Raw genomic sequence first — 21531 nt, 5'->3', positions numbered from 1 at the left:
GGCGTATCTGTTTCTGGCCTTACTTTTTCAAAACCTCATCACACCACTGCTGCACCGCCGTTTCAGAAAACGGAAGATCAACCGCTTCCCCGCCACAAAACTCCTGCCACTGATGCAGAAATTTGCGCCTCACCACAGTCAGCACAGGTATGCCCGCATCAAGTAACTGAAGAAACTCAGCACGACAGCCTTTGCCATCTATCTCCTGCTGCCCAAACCGGTTCACGATAGCCAGCCCGGGAGGATTATTCAGCAGGGAGCGCAGCACACCAGTCGCCTCTGCAAGACCATAAGGATCAAGACAGCAGGACTGTGATTCTGCCCCCAGGTTCTGCGCAATGGAATATTCACATCCGGTTTCCAGATCCTGCAATGCCATAGGCTCACGCCGCAGGCCCTGCTCATTTATTGCCATAGCCAATCCGGCCACCCTGCGACCACGTTGGTTAAGGTTGGCAGCAAGCGTATGCAACAAGGCATCGACGGGCTGGTCATCGTTATCGTAGATAATCGCTGCGAGGTTCAGCTCACTGCTCATATGGACTCCCGACAGGAAAACCCTGCCTGCTCTTTGCTGACACGACAGAAAAGGGGGTGCAGATTGCTCTGCACCCCCTGATCCTTTTTAAGATTACGAGTTTAACGGGTTTCAGCCAACGCTTGTTGAGCCGGATCAGAAACCAGCATCAACTCCTTACAGCAACAAGGTGCGAATATCTCCAAGAAGCTGACCAAGCAACGATGTGAATCGCGCTGCGTCAGCCCCGTTCACCGCCCTGTGATCGTAGGACAGCGACAGCGGCAACATCAGCCTTGGCTGAAATTCACTGCCGTCCCAGACCGGCTTCATCGCCGCCCTGGAGACACCGAGAATTGCTACTTCCGGCGCATTCACGATAGGCGTAAACGCTGTGCCACCGATACCACCCAGGCTTGTGATAGTGAAACAGGCTCCCTGCATTTCTGCGGGTTTCAGCTTCTTGTCCCGGGCTTTCTGGGCAAGCTCTGCACTTTCTGCCGCCAGCTCCCAGAGACCCTTCTTGTCCACATCGCGAATCACCGGGACCATCAATCCATTTGGCGTATCAACAGCAATACCAATATGGATGTACTGTTTCCGGATAACCTCTTTACGCTCCATATCCAGAGACACATTGAACTGGGGCAGCTCCGCAAGTGCCGTTGCACAGGCCTTCAGCAGGAATGGCAGAGGCGTCATCTTCACGCCTTTCTTCTCACCGGCAGCTTTCTGCGATTTGCGGAACGCTTCCATATCGGTGATGTCCGCGTCCTCAAACTGGGTTACGTGGGGCACATTCAACCAGCTACGCTGCATGTTGGCAGCTGTTACAGCCATCATCCGCGACATGGTTTCTTTCTGAATGTCACCAAACTGACTGAAGTCCGGCAGCTTAACGCCCGGGATACCGGAGCCACTAGCTACTGAACCACTCTGCTGAGCCTGCTGTAACTGGCTCTTCACATAGGTCTGAACATCGTCCTTCAGGATCCGGCCTTTTGGACCAGAGCCTTTGATGCGCGTCATGTCCGCACCCAACTCCCGGGCCAGCTTGCGCACCGCAGGGCCAGCATGAACCTTGGAGCCAGATCCTGGCGGCTCATAAACTGAGCCCTGAGACTGTGGCGCAGGCTCTTTACCCTGTACCTTCTCGTCAGCTTTGGCTTCAGATTTTTCATCCTGAGCGGGAACAGCCTCAGACACGCCATCGGGTTCTTCGTCTTGATCTTCGCCTTCGCCGCCTTCAATCATAAGCTCAAGCAGCTTGTCGCCTTCAGACAGCTTATCGCCTTCAGCCACCAGAATCTTGACCACTTTGCCGCCGTATGGTGACGGAATTTCCATGGACGCTTTATCGGATTCAACAGTCACCAAGGCATCATCTGCCTCAATGACATCGCCTTCAGACACGTTGATTTCGATAACCGGAACCTTTTCCATACCATCCAGCGGCGGAACAAGCACGGTTTCCTTCCGGGAACCACCAGACTGCTTCTTCGGTGCAGGCTTGCTTTCCTGCCTGGCCTCCGGCGCCTCTTCGGGTTTCTGTTCAGGCTGGCTGCCTGAGCCTTCAGTAGCGCCAGCTGAATCGCCACTGGACTCCATGGTACCCACAACGTCGCCTTCCTTGACCTTGTCACCTACCTTGACGGTGAGCTTGATGATCTTGCCGGCGCCGGGGGACGGCAACTCTACAGAGGCCTTGTCTGTTTCAACTGTCAGAATCGGATCTTCTGCCTCAACCGAATCTCCGGCACTTACCAGAAGTTCAATAACCTCAACTTCGTCTGCCCCGCCAAGATCCGGGACCCTGATTTCCTGTTCACTCATAGCGGTCTCCTTAGCGGTGCGCGGGGTTCGGTTTATTGCGATCGATTCCGTACTTGCGCATGGCCTCAAGAACCTGCTCGTGCTTGACCTCACCGTCTTTAGCCAGAGCGGACAACGCCGCTACGGCAACGTGGTAACGATCAACCTCAAAGAAATCACGCAGTTTTTCACGGGTATCGCTGCGGCCAAAACCATCCGTACCCAGCGTCAGGAAAGTTTTAGGAATAAATGCCCGCAACTGTTCCGAGTGCAACTTAACGTAGTCGGTAGACGACACCACCGGGCCAACCTGATTTTCCAGACATTGGGTAACGTAAGCCTTGCGGCCCTTGTCATCCGGATGCATCAGGTTCCAGCGCTCTACGTGCTGCCCGTCACGGGCCAGTTCGTTGAAGCTGGTAACACTCCATACATCAGAGCTGACACCCCAATCGTCTTTCAACAGTTCAGCCGCCGCAGTCACTTCGTTCATGATGGCGCCGGAGCCCAACAGCTGAACCCGCAACTTGGTTTTGCCTTTTGCCTCAACCGAGTTGAACTTGTACATGCCCTTGATAATGCCTTCTTCACACCCTTCAGGCATTGGCGGCTGCACGTAGTTCTCGTTTTCCATAGTCAGGTAGTAGTAGACATTCTTGTTGTCTTCGTACATTTCCTTCATACCGTGGTGGATAACCACCGCCATCTCGTAGGCATAAGCAGGGTCGTAGGCTTTACAGTTGGGAATGGTATTGGCCAGAATATGGCTGTGACCATCCTGATGCTGCAAACCCTCACCGTTCAGCGTGGTGCGCCCGGCGGTACCACCAATCAGGAAGCCTCGGGCCTGTATGTCCCCAGCCGCCCATGCCAGATCGCCAACCCGCTGAAAACCGAACATCGAGTAAAACGCGTAAAAGGGTATCAGCGGGAAATTATTAGTGCTGTAAGATGTTGCAGCTGCAATCCAGGCCGCCATTGAGCCGCCTTCGTTGATGCCTTCCTGCAGAATCTGACCCTTTTTATCTTCACGGTAATACATGATCTGATCACGGTCCTGCGGCACATATTTCTGCCCTTCCGAGGTATAGATACCCAGCTGGCGGAACATTCCTTCCATGCCAAAAGTACGGGCCTCATCAGGAACAATCGGCACAACCCGCTTACCCACGCGCTTGTCTTTTACCAGCGCACTCAGAATACGCACAAACGACATAGTGGTAGAAATTTCACGGTCGTTGGAGCCTTCCAGAACCTGCTTGAAAATATCCAGGTCAGGAATTTTCAGCGGCTGACTGTCTTTACGGCGCTTGGGATAGAATCCACCCAGGTCCTGCCGGCGCTTCTTCATATACACCAGCTCAGGGCTGTCCGGCGCCGGACGGTAGTATGGCACTTCGTCAAGCTCTTCATCTTTCAGCGGAATCGCAAAACGATCACGGAAAGATTTCAGAGTTTCAGTATCCAGTTTCTTCAGTGAGTGAGCCGTATTGGTGGCTTCTCCTGCCGCGCCAAAGCCATAGCCTTTGATAGTGTGGGCCAGAATAACAGTGGGCCGGCCATTCGCTTCGGTAGCTGCCTTCTTATAGGCGGCGTAGACTTTGTATGGGTCGTGGCCACCACGGTTAAGCTTGTTGATATCATCGTCAGTCCAGTTCTCAACCATCTTGGCGAGCTTGGGATATTTGCCAAAGAACTGCTTTCGCGTCGCCGCAGGGCCAGCGTTAGTAAAACTTTGCAGCTCACCGTCGACCACTTCATCCATGGCACGCTGCATGGTGCCGTCTTCATCTTTCTCGAACAGCGGGTCCCACATACGACCCCAAACCACCTTGATTACGTTCCAGCCAGCACCGCGGAAGGAACCTTCGAGCTCCTGAATGATTTTGCCATTCCCGCGTACCGGGCCGTCCAGGCGCTGCAGGTTGCAGTTCACCACAAACACCAGGTTGTCGAGCTTTTCACGCCCCGCTTTGGAGATACACCCCAGGGTTTCAGGCTCGTCACACTCGCCATCACCGAGGAAACACCAGACTTTCCTGTCCCCCATCTCGACCAGCTCACGGCTATCGAGATACTTCATGATGTGCGCCTGATAAATACCCTGAATCGGCCCCAGCCCCATAGACACAGTGGGGAACTGCCAATAGTCCGGCATCAGCCAGGGATGAGGGTAGGATGACAAACCACCGCCATCGACTTCCTCGCGGTATTTGTCCAGTTGCGATTCTTCGAACCGGCCTTCAAGATAAGAGCGGGCATAAATGCCCGGCGCAGCGTGACCCTGAAAATACACAAGGTCTGACTCACGATTCTCGTCACCACCATGAAAAAAGTAATTAAAGCCAACATCGTACAACGTGGCTGCTGACGAGAAAGTGGAGATATGGCCACCCAGATCACCCGGGCGCTTGTTGGCCCGCACAACCATCGCCATTGCGTTCCAGCGGATTAAAGAGCGAATTCGTCGCTCCATAAACAGGTCACCCGGCATCCGGGCTTCCTCGGTTAAAGGAATGGTATTTCGGAACGGGGTCGTAATTGAGTACGGCAACTCCGTGCCATCCCGGCTGGCACGTTCAGAGAGCCGCTCAAGAATATACTTTACCCGGTCTATACCTTCGTTCTCTATCAGCGACTCAAGCGCATCAAGCCATTCACCGGTTTCAATGGGATCATCATCCTGGTACATCAAACCTCCCCCCTTTGTACTTCAAAAAATGCGGCAGGTGCCAAGGCCGGCCCCGCGCTCGCGGTATCAATGAGCTGCGAAATACAGCCTCGTCAGTTATGAACAACCCGCCAGAATATTAACCGGCCAGCGGCGTAGCGTGCGTTCACCAAGCATAGAACAGCTTTATTACTTTTACCGCCCGACCCGGAAGATTGACCAGCCACACACCAGCAGCCGGTTGAACCAACATGCCTGAGCCTCGAATCCCGTAGTATTTTTACTACAATTAAATAAATATTTTGGCTCAAACTCGAATCTTCGCACCAAACGACAACTATAGTTTCGATTAGTTACGTAATAGTGCCCTTTTTTCGATCACTCGACAACCAGACTCAGACCAACGTCTTAGTGGGTATGCAGACACCATTTTAGTTACCGTGCTAAATGAAATAAATGCATCAAAACATAGCCAGACATTATTTATTTACCAATATTTTCAATGCGTTAAATAACATCCTGCTTGACAACAAGCCCAGACACCAGAGACCTTTTAATTAGACCTGAAACTAAACAACAATTTATGTATACTCGCCTGCCCAATTTTTGACCATCGGAGCGGCGATAATTTTGCCCTCCTGTTAATCCAGACATGCAACCACAGAGGGTGAACCATGAACTCCATAGTCACTTTTCCAGACCGGATTCCCACTACAGAATTCGAGGAGCGACGCTTCAAGGTTTACACAGACCGGCAGCTAGACAAGATCGAGGTTATACAGAACCTCCCTGAAGACACCCTGTTCGAAATGAAGGTGGTTGCGAGCGTGCTGCCCTTCCGGGTAAATGAGTATGTGATCAATGAACTGATCAACTGGGACAATGTACCCAACGACCCCATCTATCAGCTGGTTTTTCCGCAAAAAGGAATGCTCAAAGACGAACACTTTGAGCGCATGGCCAGAATGCACAGAGATGGTGCAGAGAAAAAAGAGATTCAGGCCGTCGCAAAAGAAATCCGCGATGAACTGAACCCTCATCCCGCCGGCCAGATGGAAATGAACATGCCGGAACTGGAAGGTGAAGTTCTCGACGGCGTGCAGCATAAGTATCGCGAGACAGTACTGTTCTTCCCGGCCCAGGGGCAGACCTGCCACTCTTATTGCACCTTCTGTTTCCGCTGGGCGCAGTTCGTAGGCGACAAAGACCTGAAAATGTCGAGCACCGAGGCAGACAAACTGCATGGCTACCTTCAGGAGCACACTGAAGTAACCGATTTACTGGTTACTGGCGGTGATCCCATGGTAATGAAAACCAAGAGCCTGGCCCAGTATCTTGAGCCTCTGCTACAGCCTGAGTTCGACCATATCCAGACTATCCGCATCGGCACCAAGGCCCTGACCTTCTGGCCATACCGCTTTGTGACCGACAAGGATTCAGACGAACTGATTGAACTGTTCGCCAGGCTGGTAGATGCCGGCAAACATGTCGCAATCATGGCGCATTACAACCACTGGCAGGAAATCACCACCGACATAGCCGAGGAGGCCATTCGCCGAATCCGCGCCACCGGCGCCGAAATCCGGGCACAAGGCCCGTTGATAAAACATGTGAACGATGATGCGGACGCATGGGCCAAACTGTGGAAAAAAGAAGTGCAGCTGGGAATCATCCCATACTATATGTTTGTAGAGCGAGACACCGGCGCCAAGAACTACTTTGAAGTACCCCTTGCGGAAGCCTTCCACATATACCGCGAAGCCATGAAAAAAGTCAGCGGCCTGGCACGCACCGCACGAGGCCCCAGCATGAGCGCCGGCCCGGGCAAAGTCGAAATCCAGGGGATTGCGGAAGTGAATGGCGAGAAGGTTTTTGTACTGCGCTTTCTGCAAGGCCGGAACCCGGACTGGGTTCAGCGCCCGTTCTTTGCCAAATACAGCGAGACAGCGACCTGGCTGCACGAGCTGGAGCCAGCTTTCGGAGAGGAGAAGTTCTTCTTTGAAGATGAGTTTGAAGAAATGAAAAAGGGTAATGGCTGACGCCTGATCATGCCAACAGCCCAAAGGATTCCGCTACAACCGAATAGATGAAACCAGACCTCGCGCCATAATAGCCCCCTGGATAGGCTAGGATTGAAAAGACGACTACCTTCCTGAGAAAGGGCATTTTTTGGCGCGGGGTTGACAGAAACTGCTGGTTTAGCGACGATTATCGGCTAAAACAAGGATGAATAGATTTTAAATCAAACAAGGAGTGTTTGATGAGCAATATTGTTGCTACAGAAAGATATGTTACCGCCGACTTCAGAAGTGCGCCTCTGGTCGCTCTGGCGGACCTTATGGGTCTGGGAGCATTTCAGTCTCAGATAGCCAAAAATCCTGAAGTGTACGCCCCCATCCTCAATGGCATAGCACTCTACCGTCATCTTCCTTCAGCTGAACGCCGACAGGTGAATAGTGCAATCATTAACAACGTTCCTTACGGCAGCCTCACAACGAAACTTTTGGGGTTGATAGGCGAACTCAGCGTGCAGAACCGCTGGTACATGTGGTCTCTGTCGGATGAAGAGCTAATTGAGTTTTTCAGGTTCTCTCGCAATAAAGAAAAAACAACTAATCAATTTAACCCTCTAGCTCTTCCTGACTTTACGGTTGGATCCGTTGCTACTGGAATATTTTTGATGTCGCAAAAGGGGCCAAGAGCATATGTGAGCGCCCAACTACAAGCTCTTAAAGAGAGTGAGCTCATTAAAGTCGTTGCCAGAAAACTCGGTGCAGGGAGTCAGCTTGCGGGAACTCTAGGCGCTCTCAGCGTTCCCGCAATTATTGTTATTTCTGGCCTAAATATTATGGCCAAAAACGAATCTGCCAAGGCAAAGAAAGAGCTTGCCGCTCGAGGGCTGCTAGCTTATAGCGAGCTCTAGCATGTTGATTATTATGATTGCGACAGGGCTTTCTGGCGTCTTTGTGTACTACAGCCTTTTGCTTGGACTGGCCACCAGAGAGCTTCCGAAAACTCGACTTTACTGGGCGCGTTGCGTTGGGGCTAATGCCTTTTTGTTATCTATCAGTGCCACGATGATTGCTCAATATTTTCACGCTGAACTAAGCTATTTTTTAACACTTTGCTTGTGGCTCATATTCACACCCGCTCTTCATGCGGGTTATCTGGTAGCGCTTCGAATGGCCAAACGGCCAGATGTTACAGCACTGGAAACTCATAATGAGATATAGAAACCATTGCTTCAAACCATCATTGCTTGTCTTGGCCATTGTAGCAGCGCTAACACCCCCATGCTCACTTGGAAATGAGCACTTTGAAGTTGACCGGCGACTCCTCCCTGTAGCAAGAACTTTCATCGGCTTATCACTTTGCTCAAATTTTGCGGCCTCGCGTGGCGCCAGCGACAAAGCCGAAATATATCAAACGATCTCTGGGAGACTATTAGAAACCGTCAAATCGTCCAACTGGAGCAACGAAGCCATGCCAGCAGCAATGGTCGTAGTATTCGATGAGCTGTCAGAGCACCCGGAGCCTCATTACTCTGGCGAGTTATGCAGAACATTCAGATCTAACGCCGAAACGTTTATTTCTCAAGGCATGCACAAACACAGTCTGACAACTCACCAGAAGGGCATAGAATAGAAACCTAAAACGTCCAACAAGCCCACTTTTTCATGAGCGCCACGTGAGAGGGCGGAACACTCACAAAAATCTCGCCACCAAATCAGTGCATCAGCGTATATAGCTTGCGACGATATGTGCGCACATCCGGGTTGCTGCTTCCCAACTTCTCAAACAGCTCAACCAACGTGGTTTTGGCTATCTCATCTTTATATTTACTGTCTGCCTGCATCAGCCGAATCAGCAACTCCATCGCTTCTGCATTTTTTTCTTGCAACACCTTGTGCAATGCCAACAAATGCAGAGCATTGGGATCTTTCGAGTTCTGCTCCAGCGCCATTTCCAGATCCTTCATCGGCGGAAGTTCGGCGGACTGTTTCAGAAACTTTATTCTCGCAGCCAGCTGTTTTGCCTGGTGCTGCAGCTTCTCTTCCGGCGGCAGGCTTTCAAGAACCTGCTCGGCAGTTTCGATATCGCCGGTTTCCGCTTTCAGCTGGGCAAGATCGATCAGCACCTTAAGGTTCTCCGGATCCTCTCTATTCAGTTCTGAAAGAATTTCCATTGCTCCACTGATATCGCCTTCTTCCCAGATGCGGTGAGCTTTCTCATAGGGAGGCTCTTCAGGCAACTCCACGTACTTTTCCAGCACCTTGCGAATTTCACTCTCAGGCAGCGCGCCGTTAAAACCATCAACGGCCTGGCCATCTTTCACCAGGATTACTGTTGGCAGATTACGCACGCCAAGACTGGAGGTGAGCTGCTCCTGCTCATCCGCATTAACCTTGGCAAGCCGGAAGGCGCCCTGATACTCATTCGCCAGCTTTTCCAGCAGGGGCATAAGCTGCTTGCAGGGCGCACACCACTCAGCCCATACGTCCACAAGGACAGGCACTGTCGCAGAGGCATCCATAACCTCCTGCTGAAAGTTTTCCATGGTGGCTTCAAATATAAAAGGAGAGCTGCTCATGTCGGGCACCTGAAATGTTCATTTGATTAATGCGTAGAGATGGGGCGCCCCACCCCGGAATTCAAGAGTGCCGGATCAGGGTATTCATGGCCGCCATGCTTGAAAATATGACTTTAGGCTCTAGTTAGAGGTAAGACACTCCTCCTATCGGAACACAGGTACGGCATGAATCACGACAACGAAAAAGACTCGCTGGAAGAATTCGAGGAAGACGTTACCGAATACATCGGCAAGAACGAGCACAGCAAAGCCCTGGCCTTGCCCCGGCATTCTCTGCCCAAACGGATGTATATTCTGCCCGTTTCGAACCGGCCGTTTTTTCCTGCTCAGGTGCAACCGGTCATGGTCAACCAGAACCCCTGGCAGGAGACACTCAAGCGCGTGGGTGAAACCGACCATAAAATGCTGGGCATCTGTTTTGTTGAAGACCAACAATCCGGCCAGGATATTCCTGAAAGCAGTGAACTGGCATCCGTTGGCTGCGCCGTTCGGGTACATCACGCACAAAACAAAGATGGAAACGTTAAGTTTATCGCTCAGGGACTGCAGCGGTTTCGTATCGTTCAGTGGCTGCGCCGCAAGCCACCGTATCTCGTAGAGGTTGAGTATCCCCAGGAGCCTGAAGAAGATGCAGATGAAACCAAGGCCTACACGCTGGCGATCATCAGCGCCATCAAAGAGTTGTTGCGCACCAACCCGCTCTATGGCGAAGAGGTAAAACAGTACCTTTCGCGCTTCGGTCCGGAAGACAGCTCCCCGTTGACAGACTTTGGCGCATCCATGACCAGCGCCCCGGGCAACGAACTCCAGGACATTCTGGACACCCTGCCCTTGCTGAGGCGCATGGAAAAAGTGCTGTTATTGATGCGCAAGGAACTGGAAGTAGCACGCCTGCAATCTGAAATCAGCGAAGAAGTGAATGAGACGGTGCAGAAGCACCAGCGGGATTTCTTCCTGAAAGAACAGCTGAAAGTGATCCAGCGTGAGCTGGGCATGTCGAAAGACGATAAAACGGCGGATGCCGAACGCTTTGAATCCCGTATGGCAGAGCTAAACCCGCCAGACGCCGTACAAGAGCGCTTTGAAGAAGAATTGCAGAAGCTGCAGATTCTGGAACAGGGTTCGCCAGAATACGGTGTTACCCGCAACTATCTGGACTGGCTGACTCAGGTACCCTGGGGACAACACTCAGAGGATCATTTTGATCTGGCAGAAGGCCGCCGCATACTGGATCGCGACCACGACGGCCTTGACGATGTAAAAGACCGGATTATCGAATTCCTGGCAGAGGGCACATTCAAAGGCGAAATCAGTGGTTCAATTCTTCTGCTGGTTGGCCCGCCGGGTGTTGGTAAAACGTCCATAGGACATTCTGTTGCAAGCGCTCTGGGCCGCAAGTTCTATCGCTTCAGCGTTGGAGGCATGAGGGATGAGGCTGAAATCAAAGGCCACCGGCGGACCTATATTGGCGCCATGCCCGGCAAGTTTGTACAAGCCCTGAAAGACAGCAAAGTAGCCAACCCGGTTATTATGCTCGACGAGATCGACAAGATTGGCACCTCCTATCAGGGAGACCCGGCTTCCGCCCTTCTGGAGACTCTGGACCCGGAGCAAAACAGAGAGTTTCTGGATCATTACCTGGACGTCCGCATGGACCTGTCCAAGGTACTGTTCATCTGCACGGCCAACCAGCTGGACACCATTCCGCGACCGCTTCTGGACAGGATGGATGTGATCCGTCTGTCTGGCTATATTGGCGAGGAGAAGCTGGCAATCGCCAAGCATCACCTGCTGCCGCGCCTGCTGAAACGGGCAGGACTGCTTAAAAAGCAATTCAACATAACTGATGCTGCCATCCGCCAGATAATCGAAGGCTATGCCCGTGAAGCGGGCGTCCGGAATCTGGAGAAATTACTGCACAAAGTCATGCGCAAAGGCATAGTAAAACTGCTGCAATCCCCGGATGAACCTGTGAAGGTGGGCGTATCCGACCTGCAGGAATATCTGGGGCAACCAGCATTCCGGAAAGAAAAGTCACTCAAGGGTGTCGGGGTAGTTACCGGCCTGGCCTGGACTGCCATGGGAGGCGCAACGCTCAGCATTGAAGCTTCGCGGATACATACCAGTCAGCGCGGCTTCAAACTGACCGGCCAGCTTGGTGATGTGATGCGGGAATCAGCCGAAATCGCCTACAGTTACGTCAGCTCAAACCTCAAGCGGTTCAAAGGGGACCCTGGATTTTTCGACAAATCTTTCGTGCATCTTCATGTGCCGGAAGGCGCAACACCCAAGGACGGCCCCAGCGCCGGCGTTACCATGGCAACGGCTTTGCTGTCTATTGCCCGCAGGGAAGCTCCCCAGCAAAATACAGCGATGACAGGAGAGCTGACACTCACAGGCCAGGTGCTGCCTGTTGGCGGCATTCGCGAGAAAGTTATCGCAGCACGCCGCCAGAAAATCAGCAACCTGATCCTGCCAGAGGCAAACCGGGGAGACTATGAAGAGCTTCCGGATTATCTCAGGGAGGGATTGACCGTCAACTTTGCCCGAAACTACAACGATGTTTTCCAGGTGTGCTTTGGCAGCAAGCCCCGAAAGGGATCGTCAGTTCACTGAATCAGTAGAAAAGGAAAAGGCTCACGCCTTTTCCTTTTCTTTCCAGCCATCATCTTTCAGAACCGGGCCGACATCCAGCACCGGTGAAGCATCAATGTCGTCAGCATCCATCATGTTGGCAACCCGCTGAAGGGACGCGAGAATCATATTCTGCTCCCATTCATGAAGGCTCTGAAACTTCTTTATAAAATCTTCCTGCAGGGGATTTGGCGCCCGGGAAAGTATATCCGCCCCTCCCTCCGTCAGATGTGCGTGCACTTTACGTTTGTCCTGCGTGCTGCGGACACGGTAAACCAGTTGCCGGTGCTCCAGACGATCAAGAATGGTCGTAACCGTTGCCTGACTGAGGCTCACCTTTTCGGCGATGGTCCCGATGGTAACCTCGCCCAAATCCCGGATTGTCCGCATAATCAACAGTTGCGGGCCAGTGAGCCCGGCATTCTTGCTTAAACGCTTGGAATGAAGATCCGTTGCCCGGATAACACGCCTGAGCGCTACCAGAACATGGTCATAATTATGCACTGTGTTACTTGCTCCGCTGCAGCCATTCAATATTTTGTTTACAACACTAACTATTAGAGGTCTTGCCCCCCTCAAATGCAAGTAGCGGTTTCCCGGAATCGGCGTTCCTGTGTCATCTCGACAACACCAAAGCCTGAACACGGGAAGGTTAAATAATCAAAGAAGCCCGGGGCTAACTTGACAAGGCAGGATGTGTAGTGTTTGTTTAGGCTTCTGAGAACACAAAGAATAACCCTGAACATAACAGGACAGACACAAATGACAACTACACTGAAAAAGCTCGTAACCGCCGTTAGCACTTCCGTTGCCCTGATGGCCGCAGGCCATGCCACTGCGGATATTCAGATTGGTATCGCAGGCCCAATGACCGGTCCTGTTGCCCAGTACGGCGATATGCAGTTCTCCGGTGCCCGTATGGCCATTGAACAGATCAACGCCAACGGTGGCGTGATGGGCGAAAAGCTCGTCGCTGTAGAATACGATGACGTGTGTGACCCCAAGCAAGCGGTGACTGTCGCAAACCGGCTGGTGAACGATGGCGTCAGCTATGTAATCGGACACCTGTGCTCCAGCTCGACCCAGCCCGCCTCAGATATCTATGAGGATGAAGGCATTCTTATGATCACACCAGCATCAACCAGCCCGGAAATTACCGAGCGGGGTTATGAGCTGGTGTTCCGCACCATTGGCCTTGACAGCATGCAGGGCCCCGTTGCCGGCAACTACATAGCCACGCAGAACCCGGAGCGGGTCGCAATCGTTCATGACAAGCAGCAGTACGGTGAAGGTATTGCTACGGCGGTACGCGATACGCTGAAAGACAAAGGCATCGAAATTGCCATGTTTGAAGGCGTTACCGCAGGCGACAAAGATTTCTCATCCCTGGTCACCAAGCTCAAGCAAGCTGATGTGGACTATGTCTATTTCGGCGGCTACCACCCGGAGCTTGGCCTGATTCTTCGTCAGGCACGCCAGGCAGATCTGGACGCCATCTTCATGGGCCCGGAAGGCGTTGGTAACAAGGACATCAATACCATTGCCGGTGAAGCCGCAGAAGGGCTGCTGGTAACCCTGCCACCCAGCTTCGACGAAAAAGCTGAGAACCAGGAGCTGGTAAAAGCATTTGAGGCCAAAGGTGAAGATCCTTCCGGCCCGTTCGTTCTGACCTCTTACGCTGCTGTCCAACTGGTTGCTGAAGGTATCGAAGCGGCCAAGTCAAAAGACCCGTTCGATGTTGCTGCAGCACTGCGTAGCGGCAGTTTTGAAACCCCTATCGGCACTGTGCAGTATGACAAAGCCGGCGATATGAAGTCATTCGAGTTTGTTGTATACGAATGGCATTCAGATGGCAGCAAAACTCCGGTAAACTAAGCCAAATCGTTAATTAACGGTAATCATGAGAGCACCTTCTCACCGCGATCCGGGAGAAGGTGTTTTTCTAGGCTCCCCTTGATCCTGTTCCATTTCGGCCCGGTTATCCCGTGCCTGATGCGTTCCAGGGGAGGGAGCAGGCCTCTGGAGTCAAATAACAATGCAAGACCTCCTGTATTTCTCTCAACAGCTCATTAACGGGCTAACGATCGGGAGCGCTTACGCTCTGATCGCCATCGGTTACACGATGGTTTACGGCATCATCGGCATGATCAACTTTGCCCATGGTGAAATCTATATGATCGGCGCCTACACTGCGCTTATCGCCATAACAGGCCTGACAGCTCTTGGCCTTGCCTGGCTTCCACTTATACTTATCGTTGCGCTCCTGTGCGCCATGATCGTCTCCAGCTCCATGGGCTGGGCCGTGGAACGTGTGGCCTATCGCCCGGTGCGTGGCCGCCACCGCCTGATCCCACTGATATCTGCAATCGGTATGTCCATCTTCCTGCAAAACTACGTGCACCTGGCCCAGGGCTCCCGCAACGTTGGTTTCCCTGCTCTTATCGAAGGTGGATTTAACTTTAGCGCTGACGGCGCATTCGAAATGTCGCTGTCTTACATGCAGATCACTATTTTTATAACGACACTGGTCTGCATGACGGCTCTCTCGCTTTTCATCTCACGTTCCCGGACCGGCCGTGCCTGCAGGGCAGTGTCGCAGGACCTTGGTATGGCCAGCCTGCTGGGCATTGATACCAACCGTATTATTTCCGCAACCTTCATAATAGGTGCCGCACTGGCTGCTGTTGCCGGCCTGCTGCTGGGCATGTATTACGGGTCTGTCGACCCGTTGTTCGGTTTCATTGCGGGGCTCAAAGCCTTTACTGCCGCCGTTCTGGGCGGCATCGGCAGCATTCCCGGCGCCATGCTCGGCGGACTGATCCTTGGCGTGTCTGAAAGTATGACATCCGGCTATCTCAGCGGTGAATACAAAGACGTTGTTTCCTTCGGCCTGCTGATTCTTATTCTGCTGTTCAAACCCACGGGCCTGCTTGGCAAACCGGAGGTTGAGAAGATCTGATGGCTGCTAAAAATTACAGACACGCGCTCTTCTGCGCGATCGTTACGCTGATTATCTCGTTTCCTATTCTCGGCTTTAACCTTGAAGCCAAGGGCATCAACATCACGCTCACCGGAGCAAAAACCTCAACCATCATTGCGGTTGTTCTGGCGGCTGTGGCAGTTTTTGTCTTCCAGGCATATCGAGACTCCTTCACGGGTCTGCTCGGCAAGCTACCCAGGCTCAACCCTCTTGCCGACCGGGAACCCATGGAGCAGGCCAAAAAGGCAAAACTCGAGTCCTGGATACTCACAGGCATTGTAGTGCTTGCATTGTTCTGGCCGTTCGTAGTGTCGAGGGGCTCCGTAGACCTTGCCACACTGGTGCTGATCTATATCATGCTGGCACTTGGCCTTAACGTGGTTGTCGGCCTTGCTGGCCTGCTGGACCTCGGGTATGTGGCCTTCTACGCAGTTGGCGCCTACACCTTCGCCCTGCTGTCGCAATATACGGGCATCTCGTTCTGGATGGCATTGCCAATCGGCGCTTTGCTTGCCGCCCTGTTCGGGTTGATGCTGGGTTTTCCAGTGTTGCGACTGCGCGGGGACTATCTGGCTATTGTCACCCTCGGTTTCGGCGAAATCATCCGCATCCTGCTCAATAACTGGACAACACTGACAGGTGGCCCCAACGGTATTGGCGGCATTCCCGAACCGACTCTGTTTGGTATGGAGTTTGGCCGGCGCGTAAAGGAAGAAGGCAACACGTCGTTCCATGAAACCTTTGGCATTGCCTATAGCGGCGAACACAAAGTCATCTTCCTGTATCTGATCGCACTGGTGCTGGCCGTTATTACTGCGCTGATTATTCGCCGGTTTATGCGCATGCCCGTGGGTCGCGCCTGGGAAGCCTTGCGTGAAGATGAAATTGCAGCCCGTTCCCTGGGCCTGAGCCGCACTGCCGTCAAACTTTCAGCCTTCACCATTGGCGCCTTTTTTGCTGGCTTTGCTGGTACCGTATTTGCCTCCAAGCAGGGTTTTATCAGCCCCGAGTCATTTGTCTTTCTTGAGTCCGCAATAATCCTTGCGATTGTGGTTCTGGGCGGCATGGGCTCGCAGCTTGGCGTCATTCTGGCCGCCATTGCAGTGACCATTCTGCCGGAGCTCGCACGAGAGTTTTCCGAATACCGAATGCTGATTTTTGGCGCCGCTATGGTCCTTATGATGATATGGCGACCACAGGGCCTGCTGCCCATGCGCCGCATTCATATCAAACTGAACAGGCAGGAGTGACAGACGATGCTTGAAGTACAGAATCTGTCCATGCGCTTTGGAGGCCTGCTGGCGGTAGACGGCGTATCACTGGACATTCAGGAACGGGAGATTGTTTCCATTATTGGCCCTAACGGCGCAGGGAAAACCACCGTATTCAACTGCATGAGCGGCTTTTACAAGCCCAGCGGTGGCAAAATCCTTTTTGAAGGCAAAGAGGTTCAGGGAAAGCCCGATTACAAGATTTCCCGGCTGGGCATGGTAAGGACCTTCCAGCACGTTCGTCTGTTCACCCAGATGTCCGTTGTGGAAAACCTGCTTGTAGCCCAGCACCGCCACCTCAATACCAACATGCTAGCCGGGTTATTCGGTACTCCCGACTACAAGCGGCGTGAACAGAAAGCCCTTGACCGGGCTGCTTACTGGCTTGAGCGGGTAGGCCTGCTGGACCTCGCCAACCGGGATGCGGGCAACCTCGCATACGGCCAGCAGAGACGGCTGGAAATAGCACGCTGCATGGTCACAGAACCGAAACTTCTGATGCTGGACGAGCCGGCAGCCGGCCTCAACCCCGCGGAAACAAAAGAACTCAATCAACTTATCATAAGTCTGAAAGAGGACTACAACGTTTCCGTGGTGCTGATTGAGCACGACATGAGCCTGGTAATGGACATTTCCGACCGGATCAACGTCATCAACCAGGGATGCCCCCTGGCCAGTGGCACTCCGGAAGAAATCCGCCAGAACGACGACGTGATCAAAGCTTACCTGGGCGAGGCCTGAATATGAGCATGCTTGTACTAGAAAACGTCCACACCCATTACGGAAAGATTGAAGCCCTGCACGGGGTTTCTGTTGAGGTGAACCGGGGCGAAATTGTATCCCTGATCGGCGCAAACGGTGCAGGGAAAACTACTCTGCTGATGACTGTGTGCGGGACTCCGCAGGCCAGTTCCGGGCGCATCATTCTGGAAGGCCGTGATATAACCAACGAGCCCACTGCGCAGATCATGCGCTCAGGGCTTGCCATAGTACCCGAAGGCCGGAGAATATTTTCCGGGCTGACCGTTGAAGAAAACCTGCACATGGGGGGGTTCTTCAACACAAAATCCGAGATCCGCAAAAGCCAGGCCCATGTCTATGAACTGTTCCCTCGCCTGCAGGAACGCGAACACCAACGCGCGGGAACCATGTCTGGCGGCGAACAGCAAATGCTCGCCATTGGCCGGGCCCTGATGAGCCGGCCAACCATGATTATTCTGGATGAACCGTCACTGGGGCTTGCCCCCTTGGTAATCAAACAGATATTCGAGATCATCGGCCATCTGCGGGACGAAGGTATTACCGTATTTCTGGTTGAGCAGAACGCTCACCAGGCACTGAATCTGGCGGACCGGGGCTACGTTCTGGAAACCGGAAACATTCGGCTGCACGACACGGGCAAGAACCTCCTCGCAAATCCGGATGTGCAGAACGCGTATCTGGGCGGATAGTTCTACCAGCCTGAACAAAAAAACCGGAGGTTACTCCGGTTTTTTTGTGCCCTTTTCAGCTACTCTTTTTCCCCGCAAAAAGCAAAATAATTACTTAAAATCAAATGGTAACGTAATTATGGACTTGTCGTCATTAAATCTGCACTATACTTAGGCAACGGTCTTTATACCTGATTACAGGAATACGTCAGGGCCGTTTCTACATATTCAACATCCGAGTTGGTTATGTATATATTGCGACAACAGCTAAAACATAAATCTAGGAGTGGATAATGAAAAAACTGATCGCAGGTGCAATTCTTCTGGGCGCTTCCTCTATGGCCTTCGCTCAACCTGGCTGCGGTGTTGGCGCCATGATTTGGAAAGGACAATCCGGCATTGCCCCTCACGTACTGGCTGCAACAACCAACGGTACATTTGGCAACCAGACTTTCGGCATGACTACTGGCACCCTGGGCTGCCAGACCAACGAATCTGTGCAATCCATGGCTATGTACATGGACAGCAACATCGACAAAGTAGCCCGTGACATGTCTCGCGGGAACGGTGAAAACCTGGAAACCCTGGCCGTTCTTCTGGGCGTTGAAGAAGCTGACCGCGGTGCTTTCCGTCAGGTTCTGCAGGACAACTTCGCAGCTGTTTTCCCTAACTCCGACACCACCTCTGGTGAAGCAGTCGACGCAATTGTCGCTCTGCTGGAAAAGAATGAGTCGCTGAGCAAATACGTAGCGGCCTGATAGCTGAACCGCAGGGATGCAAAAGCGCCAAGGATGGCGCACTTCCCCGTTTTATCATCTCTAACGGAAACCGCATTACCCATGGGCAACTCGCTTCGCATTGGGCCAGCTGTGCTTTGGCTCATCACCAGCTTACCTCTGCAGGCTCAGACACAAATCGCCGAAACCCCACTGTATCTGGACCCTGCCTGGCTCACGCTTATTCATTATCAGCCGGACAGATTTGGTGGCAGTTACACCAGCCAGGCGGATGATGCTGATTTTTTTCTGAGTGAAAACGGCAAAACCTCCCCAAAAGCGGAGCTGGAAGCCACCCTTGAGGCAATACAGCAGCCGGGAGGTGGCGACAGCCACGCCCGATGTCGCTTTCCGGCCAGGGATAGCTGGCTGCGGGAGAAACTTGATATCCCCGCAGAAGCCGCCGTGTGCCCTGAATACGAGAACTGGACACAAACACTTAACACTGAAAGCGTTACTCTGGTGTTTGCAGCCTCATACCTGAACAGCCCATCATCCATGTTCGGCCATACATTTCTCCGGCTGGATCCGCCACAGGAAGATGAGCAGACCAACCTGCTGCTCGCCAGCACGATTTCCTATGCGGCCGATGCCGCGGCCCATGACAGCGAGCTATTGTTCGCCTACCGGGGGATTTTTGGAGGCTACCCCGGCATCACCACCATTCAACCCTATTATGAAAAGATCCGTCTTTACTCTGACATCGAGCACCGGGATCTCTGGGAATACAAACTGAACCTGAACCAGCAGGAAGTGGATTTCATGCTGGCTCATGCCTGGGAAATCCGGGATCGTAATTTCGACTATTACTTTTTCGACGAAAACTGTGCCTACCGCCTGCTGGCTCTCATCGACGTAGCCCGCCCGGGAACAGATCTTCTGGGTGAGGTCAGCACGCACGCCATACCGTCCGATACTGTGCGCTGGGTAATCGGCAAAGACCTGGTTGAAGATGTGCACTATCGTGCATCGGCAGCCACTGCCGTTGCACACAGCCTTTCGACGCTACCCCAACCGAACAAGACGCTTGCAGCCGCCATTGCCAATGGATATGTAAAACCTGACAGCGAGGAAGTCCGGGCCCTCCCGCTTCGCGAACGCGCTCATTTGCTGGATGCCACCTACGACTATGTGCGTTATCAGAGCGAAGCCGATGGCTGGCCAAGAGAGATTGCCGCCCCGCTCTCCCACAGTCTGCTTCGGGAACGAAGTAAAATCGATGGCATTGCACCAGTTGAACAACCACCCGAACCGGAAGTCCGCGACGATCAGGGCCACGACACATTCCGCTTAAGTCTGGGCGCCGGACAACAAGCCCACAGGGAGTTTACCCGACTCACATTCCGCCCCGCGTATCACGATATTCTTGACCCGCCAGCTGGTTACCGTAGCGGTGCGCAACTGCAATTTCTCCGTCTGGACGCGCGCTACTACACAGATAACGACGAGCTACAGCTGGAACAGCTTACCGCCGTAGAAATACGCTCCCTGAGCCCGAGAGATGCCTTCTTTTCGCCACTATCCTGGCAAGTGGGCTTTGGTGGGCGCCGCACAGATAGCGGCGAAACCCGTGTTCTGGCCCCATATCTGGACGGCGGCGCAGGCGGCAGCTGGAGCCTCGGCGAAAAAACCCAGGCCTTCGCTATTGCCACTGCAGACCTTGAAATCGACGACGATCTGCGTCGTGGATACGATGCCGCTCCCGGCGCCGATATCGGGCTGCTGCACCAGAACAACCGCTTCAGTCTGGCAGCCGGAGCCAAAACCAAAGCCTGGATCGTCAGCAGCCAGCACCGGCAAGATCAGGTATACCTAAAAGCCAACTGGCACATCGGCCGTGAGTTCAGCCTGTTCGCAGAATTCACCCGGGAAGATCACTACGACAGGTACCAGAGCACATGGCAAACCGGACTTCACGCATACTTCTGAAAATGCCCAGGCTGAAAACTGGCTCACTGGCTCTGCTTCTCATAGCTACCGTACTGCTGCAGAGCGGCTGCAGCAGTCTGTTTTTCTATCCGGACAGAACCACTTATATAACTCCGGACCGCCTTAACCTGACATACGAAAACGTCTACCTCGACACTGCAGATGGAGAAACGCTGCACGGCTGGTGGCTACCCGCTGAAAGCGAGCCACTGGGAACAGTTTACTTCCTGCACGGCAATGCCCAGAACATCAGCAGCCACCTTCTCAACATCGCCTGGTTGCCTGCTGAAGGCTACAACGTCTTCACCATCGACTACCGGGGCTATGGCGAATCCTCTGGCGCCCCGGACATAGAAGGTGCCCTTCACGACGCTGAAACCGGCCTGCGCTGGCTGGTCATTGAACCTGACACAAAAGATAAGCCGGTATTCCTTCTCGGCCAGAGCCTTGGTGGGGCCCTGGGCCTGGCACTCGCCAGCGAATGGGAAAAAAGGGGTGAGACACCGGAACTCACCGGCGTCATCCTCGATGGAACCTTCTCCGGCTTCCGCGGCATAGCCCGGGAAAAACTGGACAGCTTCTGGCTCACCTGGGCTCTCCAGGCCCCCCTGAGCTGGACAATTCCAGACGAATACGAAGGTATAGACCTGATTGCCAGCATCAGCCCCGTACCCGTTATGATCATCCACAGTGTCCGCGACGGCATCATCCCCTTCCACCACGGCCAGGCACTTTATGAAGCTGCCGCTGAACCGAAAGAATTCCTGCAAACGGATACGCCCCACGCGGCCACGTTCATAATTCCTGCCTATAGAGACGCCGTGCTGGATTTTCTGGGGAGGAACTAGGCTTACAGGCGGCGGGTATTGGGGAGGGCTGTTCAAAACTGTGCGTAGCCATGGATGGCGGAGCCAAGCGTA

The 21531-nt window shown here is 53.2% G+C and carries 17 protein-coding genes; 12 read left to right on the top strand and 5 right to left on the bottom strand.

The window, feature by feature from the left end:
• Positions 1-19 precede the first annotated feature (19 nt).
• From CPA50_RS00745 to aceE, 3 genes are all read right to left on the bottom strand, one after another.
• Positions 20-538: a DUF2478 domain-containing protein gene (locus CPA50_RS00745; protein ID WP_096780595.1), complete on the bottom strand. Its 519-nt coding sequence runs from the start codon at positions 536-538 to the stop codon at positions 20-22.
• Positions 539-694: 156 nt separating this feature from the next.
• Complete coding sequence (aceF, locus tag CPA50_RS00740) at positions 695-2350, bottom strand: dihydrolipoyllysine-residue acetyltransferase (protein ID WP_096780594.1); 1656 nt, start codon at positions 2348-2350, stop codon at positions 695-697.
• Positions 2351-2360: 10 nt separating this feature from the next.
• The gene (gene aceE, locus CPA50_RS00735) at positions 2361-5021 is read right to left on the bottom strand and encodes a pyruvate dehydrogenase (acetyl-transferring), homodimeric type (protein ID WP_096780593.1); all 2661 of its coding nucleotides are present in this window, start codon (positions 5019-5021) and stop codon (positions 2361-2363) included.
• A 653-nt stretch (positions 5022-5674) separates the two neighbouring features.
• Between aceE and CPA50_RS00730 the strand changes: the two genes are divergently transcribed.
• The 3 genes from CPA50_RS00730 (at position 5675) to CPA50_RS00720 (ending at position 8233) form a co-directional block, all read left to right on the top strand.
• Entirely contained in the window at positions 5675-7039 is a 1365-nt protein-coding gene (locus CPA50_RS00730; RefSeq protein WP_096780592.1) for a KamA family radical SAM protein, read from the top strand.
• Between the two features lie 221 nt (positions 7040-7260).
• On the top strand, positions 7261-7923 hold the full coding sequence (locus CPA50_RS00725; protein WP_096780591.1) for a hypothetical protein: 663 nt from the start codon (positions 7261-7263) through the stop codon (positions 7921-7923).
• A 1-nt stretch (position 7924) separates the two neighbouring features.
• Complete coding sequence (locus CPA50_RS00720; RefSeq protein ID WP_096780590.1) at positions 7925-8233, top strand: hypothetical protein; 309 nt, start codon at positions 7925-7927, stop codon at positions 8231-8233.
• Positions 8234-8727: 494 nt separating this feature from the next.
• Here CPA50_RS00720 and CPA50_RS00715 read toward each other — a convergent pair whose 3' ends face one another.
• Entirely contained in the window at positions 8728-9591 is an 864-nt protein-coding gene (locus CPA50_RS00715; protein WP_096780589.1) for a thioredoxin family protein, read from the bottom strand.
• Positions 9592-9756: 165 nt separating this feature from the next.
• Here CPA50_RS00715 and lon point away from each other — a divergent pair, with 165 nt between their 5' ends.
• Positions 9757-12207 (top strand): endopeptidase La, encoded by a 2451-nt coding sequence (gene lon / locus CPA50_RS00710; RefSeq protein ID WP_096780588.1) that lies wholly within the window; start codon positions 9757-9759, stop codon positions 12205-12207.
• Positions 12208-12228: 21 nt separating this feature from the next.
• Here the strand turns inward: lon and CPA50_RS00705 are convergent, their stop codons facing one another.
• Entirely contained in the window at positions 12229-12729 is a 501-nt protein-coding gene (locus CPA50_RS00705) for a MarR family winged helix-turn-helix transcriptional regulator (protein ID WP_096780587.1), read from the bottom strand.
• 258 nt (positions 12730-12987) lie between these two features.
• Between CPA50_RS00705 and CPA50_RS00700 the strand changes: the two genes are divergently transcribed.
• From CPA50_RS00700 to CPA50_RS00665, 8 genes are all read left to right on the top strand, one after another.
• Complete coding sequence (locus CPA50_RS00700; RefSeq protein WP_096780586.1) at positions 12988-14100, top strand: branched-chain amino acid ABC transporter substrate-binding protein; 1113 nt, start codon at positions 12988-12990, stop codon at positions 14098-14100.
• Positions 14101-14260: 160 nt separating this feature from the next.
• Positions 14261-15184, top strand: a complete 924-nt coding sequence (gene livH / locus CPA50_RS00695; protein WP_096780585.1) for a high-affinity branched-chain amino acid ABC transporter permease LivH — start codon at positions 14261-14263, stop codon at positions 15182-15184.
• Positions 15184-16455: a high-affinity branched-chain amino acid ABC transporter permease LivM gene (locus CPA50_RS00690; protein ID WP_096780584.1), complete on the top strand. Its 1272-nt coding sequence runs from the start codon at positions 15184-15186 to the stop codon at positions 16453-16455. Before livH ends, CPA50_RS00690 begins: the two co-directional genes overlap by 1 nt.
• Before the next feature lie 6 nt (positions 16456-16461).
• Entirely contained in the window at positions 16462-17217 is a 756-nt protein-coding gene (gene livG / locus CPA50_RS00685; RefSeq protein ID WP_096780583.1) for a high-affinity branched-chain amino acid ABC transporter ATP-binding protein LivG, read from the top strand.
• 8 nt (positions 17218-17225) lie between these two features.
• Entirely contained in the window at positions 17226-17927 is a 702-nt protein-coding gene (locus tag CPA50_RS00680; protein ID WP_096782263.1) for an ABC transporter ATP-binding protein, read from the top strand.
• 272 nt (positions 17928-18199) lie between these two features.
• Positions 18200-18664, top strand: coding sequence for a DUF3015 domain-containing protein (locus CPA50_RS00675; RefSeq protein ID WP_096780582.1), 465 nt, complete (start codon positions 18200-18202; stop codon positions 18662-18664).
• 81 nt (positions 18665-18745) lie between these two features.
• Positions 18746-20611 carry a DUF4105 domain-containing protein gene (locus tag CPA50_RS00670; protein ID WP_096780581.1) on the top strand — a complete coding sequence of 622 codons (1866 nt, stop codon included), beginning with the start codon at positions 18746-18748 and terminating at the stop codon, positions 20609-20611.
• Positions 20581-21459 (top strand): alpha/beta hydrolase, encoded by an 879-nt coding sequence (locus CPA50_RS00665; protein ID WP_096780580.1) that lies wholly within the window; start codon positions 20581-20583, stop codon positions 21457-21459. The genes CPA50_RS00670 and CPA50_RS00665 overlap by 31 nt, the downstream gene beginning before the upstream one ends.
• The last annotated feature ends 72 nt before the right edge of the window (positions 21460-21531 follow it).

Origin of the sequence: Marinobacter sp. ANT_B65 (genome assembly GCF_002407605.1) — a bacterium.
Lineage (GTDB): Bacteria > Pseudomonadota > Gammaproteobacteria > Pseudomonadales > Oleiphilaceae > Marinobacter.
The sequence above is the reverse complement of the archived record's forward strand: the minus strand, read 5'-3'. Positions and strand labels throughout refer to the sequence as shown.

What these genes read in the sequence shown, in the direction of transcription:
- CPA50_RS00725 (WP_096780591.1), top strand. Translation starts at nt 7,261, where the DNA reads ATGAGCAATATTGTTGCTACAGAAAGATATGTTACCGCCGACTTCAGA.
- CPA50_RS00680 (WP_096782263.1), top strand. Translation starts at nt 17,226, where the DNA reads ATGCTTGTACTAGAAAACGTCCACACCCATTACGGAAAGATTGAAGCC.
- lon (WP_096780588.1), top strand. Translation starts at nt 9,757, where the DNA reads ATGAATCACGACAACGAAAAAGACTCGCTGGAAGAATTCGAGGAAGAC.
- CPA50_RS00720 (WP_096780590.1), top strand. Translation starts at nt 7,925, where the DNA reads ATGTTGATTATTATGATTGCGACAGGGCTTTCTGGCGTCTTTGTGTAC.
- CPA50_RS00675 (WP_096780582.1), top strand. Translation starts at nt 18,200, where the DNA reads ATGAAAAAACTGATCGCAGGTGCAATTCTTCTGGGCGCTTCCTCTATG.
- CPA50_RS00700 (WP_096780586.1), top strand. Translation starts at nt 12,988, where the DNA reads ATGACAACTACACTGAAAAAGCTCGTAACCGCCGTTAGCACTTCCGTT.
- CPA50_RS00665 (WP_096780580.1), top strand. Translation starts at nt 20,581, where the DNA reads ATGGCAAACCGGACTTCACGCATACTTCTGAAAATGCCCAGGCTGAAA.
- CPA50_RS00670 (WP_096780581.1), top strand. Translation starts at nt 18,746, where the DNA reads ATGGGCAACTCGCTTCGCATTGGGCCAGCTGTGCTTTGGCTCATCACC.
- CPA50_RS00690 (WP_096780584.1), top strand. Translation starts at nt 15,184, where the DNA reads ATGGCTGCTAAAAATTACAGACACGCGCTCTTCTGCGCGATCGTTACG.
- aceF (WP_096780594.1), bottom strand. Translation starts at nt 2,350, where the DNA reads ATGAGTGAACAGGAAATCAGGGTCCCGGATCTTGGCGGGGCAGACGAA.
- CPA50_RS00745 (WP_096780595.1), bottom strand. Translation starts at nt 538, where the DNA reads ATGAGCAGTGAGCTGAACCTCGCAGCGATTATCTACGATAACGATGAC.
- livG (WP_096780583.1), top strand. Translation starts at nt 16,462, where the DNA reads ATGCTTGAAGTACAGAATCTGTCCATGCGCTTTGGAGGCCTGCTGGCG.
- livH (WP_096780585.1), top strand. Translation starts at nt 14,261, where the DNA reads ATGCAAGACCTCCTGTATTTCTCTCAACAGCTCATTAACGGGCTAACG.
- aceE (WP_096780593.1), bottom strand. Translation starts at nt 5,021, where the DNA reads ATGTACCAGGATGATGATCCCATTGAAACCGGTGAATGGCTTGATGCG.
- CPA50_RS00730 (WP_096780592.1), top strand. Translation starts at nt 5,675, where the DNA reads ATGAACTCCATAGTCACTTTTCCAGACCGGATTCCCACTACAGAATTC.
- CPA50_RS00715 (WP_096780589.1), bottom strand. Translation starts at nt 9,591, where the DNA reads ATGAGCAGCTCTCCTTTTATATTTGAAGCCACCATGGAAAACTTTCAG.